This is a genomic window from Primorskyibacter flagellatus, from assembly GCF_900176485.1.
Taxonomy (GTDB): domain Bacteria; phylum Pseudomonadota; class Alphaproteobacteria; order Rhodobacterales; family Rhodobacteraceae; genus Primorskyibacter; species Primorskyibacter flagellatus.
On sequence record NZ_FWYD01000043.1, the window covers coordinates 1 to 6,346 of the forward strand.

Annotated in this window: 9 protein-coding genes; 5 read left to right on the forward strand and 4 right to left on the reverse strand. The window is 56.2% G+C overall.

Features of this window, described 5'->3' with window-relative positions; genetic code table 11:
- Positions 1-228: 228 nt before the first annotated feature.
- The 3 genes from trfA to B8991_RS21330 all read left to right on the forward strand — a co-directional run bounded on the left by trfA (position 229) and on the right by B8991_RS21330 (position 2,727).
- Entirely contained in the window at positions 229-1,236 is a 1,008-nt protein-coding gene (gene trfA, locus B8991_RS20545; RefSeq protein WP_084355148.1) for a plasmid replication initiator TrfA, read from the forward strand.
- A gap of 127 nt (positions 1,237-1,363) precedes the next feature.
- Positions 1,364-1,774 carry a hypothetical protein gene (locus B8991_RS21325; protein WP_143514697.1) on the forward strand — a complete coding sequence of 137 codons (411 nt, stop codon included), beginning with the start codon at positions 1,364-1,366 and terminating at the stop codon, positions 1,772-1,774.
- 38 nt (positions 1,775-1,812) lie between these two features.
- Complete coding sequence (locus tag B8991_RS21330; protein ID WP_143514698.1) at positions 1,813-2,727, forward strand: hypothetical protein; 915 nt, start codon at positions 1,813-1,815, stop codon at positions 2,725-2,727.
- A 13-nt stretch (positions 2,728-2,740) separates the two neighbouring features.
- On the opposite strand, the gene B8991_RS20550 is transcribed toward B8991_RS21330, so the two are convergent.
- Positions 2,741-3,271 carry a zinc ribbon domain-containing protein gene (locus B8991_RS20550; RefSeq protein WP_143514699.1) on the reverse strand — a complete coding sequence of 177 codons (531 nt, stop codon included), beginning with the start codon at positions 3,269-3,271 and terminating at the stop codon, positions 2,741-2,743.
- 138 nt (positions 3,272-3,409) lie between these two features.
- Positions 3,410-4,657: a MobQ family relaxase gene (mobQ, locus tag B8991_RS20555; RefSeq protein WP_084355150.1), complete on the reverse strand. Its 1,248-nt coding sequence runs from the start codon at positions 4,655-4,657 to the stop codon at positions 3,410-3,412.
- Between the two features lie 155 nt (positions 4,658-4,812).
- Between mobQ and B8991_RS20560 the strand changes: the two genes are divergently transcribed.
- Positions 4,813-5,073, forward strand: coding sequence for a hypothetical protein (locus B8991_RS20560; RefSeq protein ID WP_084355151.1), 261 nt, complete (start codon positions 4,813-4,815; stop codon positions 5,071-5,073).
- Entirely contained in the window at positions 5,070-5,618 is a 549-nt protein-coding gene (locus B8991_RS20565) for a hypothetical protein (RefSeq protein WP_084355152.1), read from the forward strand. The genes B8991_RS20560 and B8991_RS20565 overlap by 4 nt, the downstream gene beginning before the upstream one ends.
- Positions 5,619-5,621: 3 nt before the next feature.
- On the opposite strand, the gene B8991_RS20570 is transcribed toward B8991_RS20565, so the two are convergent.
- On the reverse strand, positions 5,622-5,930 hold the full coding sequence (locus tag B8991_RS20570) for a type II toxin-antitoxin system RelE/ParE family toxin (RefSeq protein WP_084355153.1): 309 nt from the start codon (positions 5,928-5,930) through the stop codon (positions 5,622-5,624).
- Entirely contained in the window at positions 5,927-6,187 is a 261-nt protein-coding gene (locus B8991_RS20575; protein ID WP_084355154.1) for a CopG family ribbon-helix-helix protein, read from the reverse strand. Before B8991_RS20575 ends, B8991_RS20570 begins: the two co-directional genes overlap by 4 nt.
- Positions 6,188-6,346 lie beyond the last annotated feature (159 nt).

Below are 6,346 nucleotides of genomic sequence, written 5' to 3' on the forward strand. Positions count from 1 at the left end.
AAGATCAAGGAAAACGCCTAGTGTTAATAGTGTTACCTACGGAGTAAGTTACGGATTCAACAACCTCTTGCTCTGCTTGAAATAAAGCCGCATCCGGGTTCCGAAAGGGTCAAACTTTGGTTCCGAAAGGGTCAAACTTTGGTTCCGAAAGGGTCAAACAGACTTTCCCTGCAATCTGGTTCCTGATAGGTCAAAGTGGAAAGTTCCTGATAGGTCAAAGATTCGCTGATGAGTTTGCTGCCAGATCGCCATCCAAACCTTGATTTCTTCGTCCTTGATATCGCGGATGCAGTGCCGAAGGACGACATGGCCTCGATGGAGCATCCGCTGTTCTCGCTGGCAACGAAGCCTGACATGCGACACCTCGAATATCGCAGCGGCGACAATATTCTAAAAATCCGGCCGTCTGGCCTCGGTCTGCCCACCATCTTCGACAAAGACATTCTGATTTTCACGATCAGCCAGCTCATGCACCGCAAGAACCGGGGCGAAGCGATCGGGGACACCGTGCGCTTTTCGGCCCGCGAGTTGTCGGTTGCGACCAACCGACCAATCGGCGGAAACCACTACAAACGCCTCGAAGATGCCTTTGCCCGCCTCCAAGGGGCGCAGTTCGTCACCAACATCAGGTCCGGTGGTAAGATCGAGACGCGAATTTTCTCGCTGATTGACGAGGGCGGATTCGTCCGCACAGACGACGAACGGTTCCGCTTGGACTATTGCGAGGTGAAGCTGTCGCGCTGGCTCATGCGGGCCATCGAATCCGACCAGGTTGTCACGATCTCGAAAGACTACTTCCGGCTGCGTCGCCCACTAGAACGCCGACTCTACGAGATCGCGCGAAAGCATTGCGGCAGCAAGCCGAAGTGGCAGATCGGGCTGACGACGCTCCAAAACAAGACGGGCAGCAACGCCCCCGTCAAACGGTTCCGACACAATCTGCGCGAGATTATCAAGGCGGACGTGACGCCGTTCTACAGCTTCGAGCTGGACGCCGCTGACCTTGTGATCGTCCGGCCCCGCCAGTCCAAGGCGCAAATCACCCCCGCCATTGCCCTGCCCGACTGGGCCGAAGAGAAGGCCCGCGCCGTGGCACGGGAAAAGGGCCGGGACTACTACGCGCTGCGGGCCGATTGGCTGGCCTTCGCGCAAGCGGAAACTGCCAAAGGCAACCCGCCGAAAAGCGCGGGTGCCGCCTTCGTGGCCTACTGCGGGAAACAGAACAGCCTAAGATAGCGGTTACGATGCTTGGAAATGCCGTTTGCTCGATAGTTTGCTTGGTTCATAAATTGTGGCACACTGGTCACGCTGACCGGTCATGACCGGTCAAGAAAACCAATAATGACCACGAGGAAAACCGAGCATGACCATGTCACTGAACGAAGCAGCCAAGTCCTGCCACAAGGCAAAGGGAACAGTCCTAAAAGCCATAAAAGAAGGGCGACTAAGTGCGCCAAAAGATGCTCAAGGAAGATACGAGATTGATCCGTCAGAGCTGCACAGAGTATTCCCCCTGACCACTCTTGACCAGTCAGAAAAACCAGTGCTTACCCCCACTTCTGACCATGAAAACCGCATTGAAATTGAACGGTTACGTGCCGAACTTAAAGCAGCAAATACCCTATCTGAAAACATGGCTGAAACTGTGGCAGACCTTCGCGAACGCCTTGACCGTGAAGGCGAAGAACGCCGCCAGTTGACGGCAATGTTGACCGATCAGCGAACAGGGCAGGGTGCAAAACGTGGTTTGTTTGGATTCCTGCGATCCGTTTAGTTATCGTCATACCACCGCTTACGAGTTTCGGAGTGCTCATGCTTAAATACTATCTTGCTGCCTTCTTCTTTTTCTTAGCAACTTTGGCATCCGCACAAGATGCGGAAAAGGACGCATTTTTCAGTTTGTCCAACACTGAAAGGCAAAGGCTTCAATCCTCTCTCGAAGCTGCTGGGTTATATCGCTCAGAGATTGATGGGCTTTGGGGTCCAGCAACAAATAGCGCTTTGACAGTAGTTGCCGAAAGATTGTCAGAGGTTGGCATTTATTACGACCTTCAAACAGAACAGTCTGCTAAAGCACTATACACCTTCTTGCTCAGTGAGCCGGGGTACTATTTTCTCGTCCCTGAAGGGGCAGAATGCGATGGCTGCGATTCTGTTCTGGCAGAAGCCACAGGGGCCGACACCGGAGCAGAAGCAGGCGTGTTCGTACCGGTATCCTCAAATGCTTTTGGTAGTGTTAAACTGGAGGAAGTCACTTATTTTACGGGGCGGACAGGTATTTGCCGAGCAGACCTAGGATCATTCTCAGATGGGAGTGATGTCTTGGAAGTAAGTGCATGGCGCAGATACGATGGTTGGGGGTTCGATATCTTAAGTGATCGAAACATAGCGCCTCCATTGCTTCCGCCAGATCCTTTTCAAGGCGATGTACTTCTAATGAACGGTACGTTTGAACGAAATGGCGAAAGGTGGATTTCTTCGTTCGTAAACGGAAACACCAATTTTATGGATCAGTTAGAAAACCAAGCAGCTATCCAGCTAAGTGCAAGCCAAGGTAACTCCTCCATCCTCATTAAAATCCCAAACTTACCTCAAGTCATATCCGATTTCAGACAATGCGCTCAGATAGAAGAGCGACAGCACTGGCAAAAGTTTTGTTTAGAAACAATCCCATCAAACATGCGAGACCCTGATTTCACGCCACAATGCGTAAGCTATTGGAGGTAGTTTTAGGCTTCGACTATCGAGTCAAATAAGCAAGCAAACCTACGCCTATAAAGATGACGGGTAGCCAAAAGTACATCGAGAAAATATTACCTCTAGGTGTGAGTTGCGCTGCAAGACCTGCTATCCATATGGAAAGAGGAAAAGCAAACCCCGCTACAACAAGATTTTGCAAGACAGGCATGTCGATAAACGGAGCATCGCCAAAAGTGATCCCGTAGTAGGCATCTTTAACTTGGATCAGGATCACTTTCATATCGATATAGAAACCGTCAAGTAGGATCTCTGTCTGCCCAGTTAACATCAAGTTGAGCATTCTGACTGTATCAAAACGGTCTTTATCAGCGGTGACCAAATTTAAGTCCGAAGCTAGTATGTAAAACACAACACACCCAATGAGCACTGTGAAGAACACAATAAAGCGATTATAAGAATCTCGTTCATCGCTATATTCATACCTATTTTGAAAAGGATTACCGCAATTTGGACATGCCTCTGCGTTAAGTGAGACAGTATGCCCGCAGTCGGGACAGCTCCCTAGTGTCATAACATGCTCCTATAGCATTTAAATTTTCTGATTTGTTAACTGTCTGTAAGAAAACGGCAATGCCTAACATTATGGCGCTACAAACCTTCCTTGACCAGAAAGGCTAAAAGCAATTTTAGGCATAGCTGCATTTGCACCTCACCGCTCGATCCCATGCCCTCGGTCGCGATGGGCGTCCCGCTCGATCTCCTGCTGACGCTCCAGCTCTTTCACCCGTTCCTGTTCGCGCGCGACCTCCTGCGCCTGATGCCGTTCCTCGGCCTCACGGCCCTCGCGCAACGCGGCTGCGCGATCCGCTAGAGCATCCGGGTCGATCCCCGCCGCCGCTTCGCGCAGACGTGCCGCCAAATCCTGCGAAGACTGCGGTGCATCCCGCTCCGGCGCATCGACACCCTGTTCCTTTTCACGGCCCTGTCGCGCCTCCCATGCGTCACGCAACCGCTTGGCAAGGTTGGGTTCTTCCTCTCGGCCATCACGCCCCCCCGCAAGTACCAGCTCAGATTGTCCCGATCCCAGACGGTCCATGACGCGCTCCGTCGCACGGTCCAGCCAATCACGGACCTGTCCAGTCAGCTCCTGCACCGCCTGCCTGACCTCGGCTGCACGGTCCTTCACTTCGTGCCAGACGCGGACAGCGGCGACCTCGATGCCGCGCTCCTTGAGCTGCCACGCCCCCAGCGAGAGTTGAGGCAGGGGCGGGCGGTCCAGCGACATGGCCCGCACGGTCTCGTGCAGCTCCGCGCCCTCGTCGCCGCGCTCCCGCGCCGCCGATGCCAACTCAAGCGCCTCGTCGCGCTGCGCCACCAGCGTCCGGTGGTCCACCCGGTCCTCGATGCCGGCACGCTCAAGCGCTGCATTGCTGTCCCGCGCCCACGCCGCGCGCCAGCCCTCCAGAACCTCGACCTTGTTCCAGTCGCGGTTCTTGGTGGTGAAGCCGTCTGCATCCACCTCACGGGTGGTCAGCAGAATGTGGGCGTGATGGTTGCGCTCGTCCCCCTCGCGCCCCGGCGCGTGCAGGGCGATGTCGGCCACCATGCCACGGTCCACGAACTGTGCCTGCGCATAGTCGCGGACCAGGGCGACACGCTGCGCATGGGTCAGCTCGTCGGGCAGGGCCACGCGCACCTCGCGGGCGACCTGGCTGTTCTTGCGGGTCTCGGATTCCTCGACGCGGTTCCACAGCTCGGATCGGTCACGGACCCAATCCGGCGCATGATCCGGTGCGAGGATTTCGGTGTGATCGACACCGCCACGCGCCGCGTAATCGAAGGTCAGCCCGGTGCGGCGGTCTTCGATACGCTCGGCCACGCGGTAGGCGATTGCCGCCGTGGCGCTGCGGCCCTGAGAGCGGGAAATCATCGTTGCGCGTAAATGATAGATCGCCATTCGGGGGCTGCACTTCGCTTAGGGGTCGAGGGGAAACGCCAGTCTCCCCTGCCCACACAAACGCGCAGCGTTTGTATAAGTGGGCACTTCGTGTCTTGCTCTCTACATCAGCCGTAGCCTAAAAGCAACATAGGGCAGTGGCAAAGGGGACCAGAATGGCGCGGACAATAGATCAGCAGATTGCATCAACGCAGGCCAAGCTCGCCCGCCTCAAAACCCGCCAGAAAGCCAGCGAAACGCGGCGCAAGATCATCGTCGGGGCTATCGTTACAAGTGCCGCCTTGAACGACCCAAAGATTGCACGCTGGATGGCTTCGACCCTGCGCAAGAACGCCACCCGCGAAGTCGATCAGAAAGAACTGGTCGGGCTGCTGGAAGATCTCGATCAGGTCGCGGCGAAGGCGGATCAGACATGAGCAAGGATCCGTTTCAGGAACTGGTGGATGAGCTGACCGCCCTTCGCCGCAGCGTCGAGCACCTTTCCCGCACCAGTCTCGACAAAGACGAAGCGAAAAAGCTGAACCAGATCGTGACGGCAGCAGTCATGAAAATGGCAAAGGCGGCTGAGGATGCGCCGGGGGACATTCAGGAGGCTTTGGAAACGGACCGCGACCAGATGGCCCGCAGCGCCACACAGGCCGCAACAAGGGCCGCTGAGAGCGCCATGGCCGGTATCCGGCACGACCTCGACAATGAGCGCGCAAAGCTCTCACAGGCCGCAGGAGAGGCCCGCAGAGAGGCATGGCGCTGGTTTGGCGGGTTCTGGGTGTGGTTGGCTTCCATGCTGGCCACAGGGGCCGTTATCGGGGCGCTGGCGATGGCGTGGATTGCAGGGCGCGGTGATGCCCGCGAGTTCGGGCAGTTTCCGAGCATCTATTGCGGCACCGCAGGCGGACAGGTGGTCGAACAGGACAACGGGTCCAGCTATTGCGCCATCTGGATCAACAGGCCGGATCAGTGAAAATCAGTCCGGCCATTCTTCGGCAGACCAGTCCCGCGATGTGTGGATCACTCGAACAATCGCGATTTCTTCTTCGCCGCCTGTCTGCGTGATCGCGTAGGCGAGAATGTAGGACAGGCCCGTCACTGATTTCTCATAGGTGCCTGTAACCCGTCCGGGGCGCCCTATTGGCATGTCTCCGAGGGCCAAGGCCGTCTTGTCGAGGGCATCGGACACGCGACGGGCCGCTGCGGGGTTATCGGCGGCGATGTAGGCGATCTGATCGGCAAGGTCGGCCAGCGCGTCGGTGGACCAGCGAACCGGTCGGCTCATGCAGTGCCGCCCGCTGCCGCGTCGATCACCCGCTGCACGGACGCCATTGCATCCTCATGGCTGACCGTCCGACCTGCTTCCACGTCCGCAAGCCCGCGCTCGATGCCTTCGATGATGGCCAGTTCGCGGTCCACATAGGTTTCCACCGCCTCTGCCGCCAGAAAGGATCGGCTGCGCCGTGTTCCATCCGCTAATCTTCCCAGCTTCGCCTTGAGCTGCGGGTCGAGCCGGATCGTCATTGTGGTGCTGGCCGTCATTTCATCCCCTTCTAAGCATGTGTACATATGAACACATACACCGTTTCAAAGGTTTCGCAAAGGGAAGATCAAGGAAAACGCCTAGTGTTAATAGTGTTACCTACGGAGTAAGTTACGGATTCAACAACCTCTTGCTCTGCTTGAAATAAAGCCGCATCC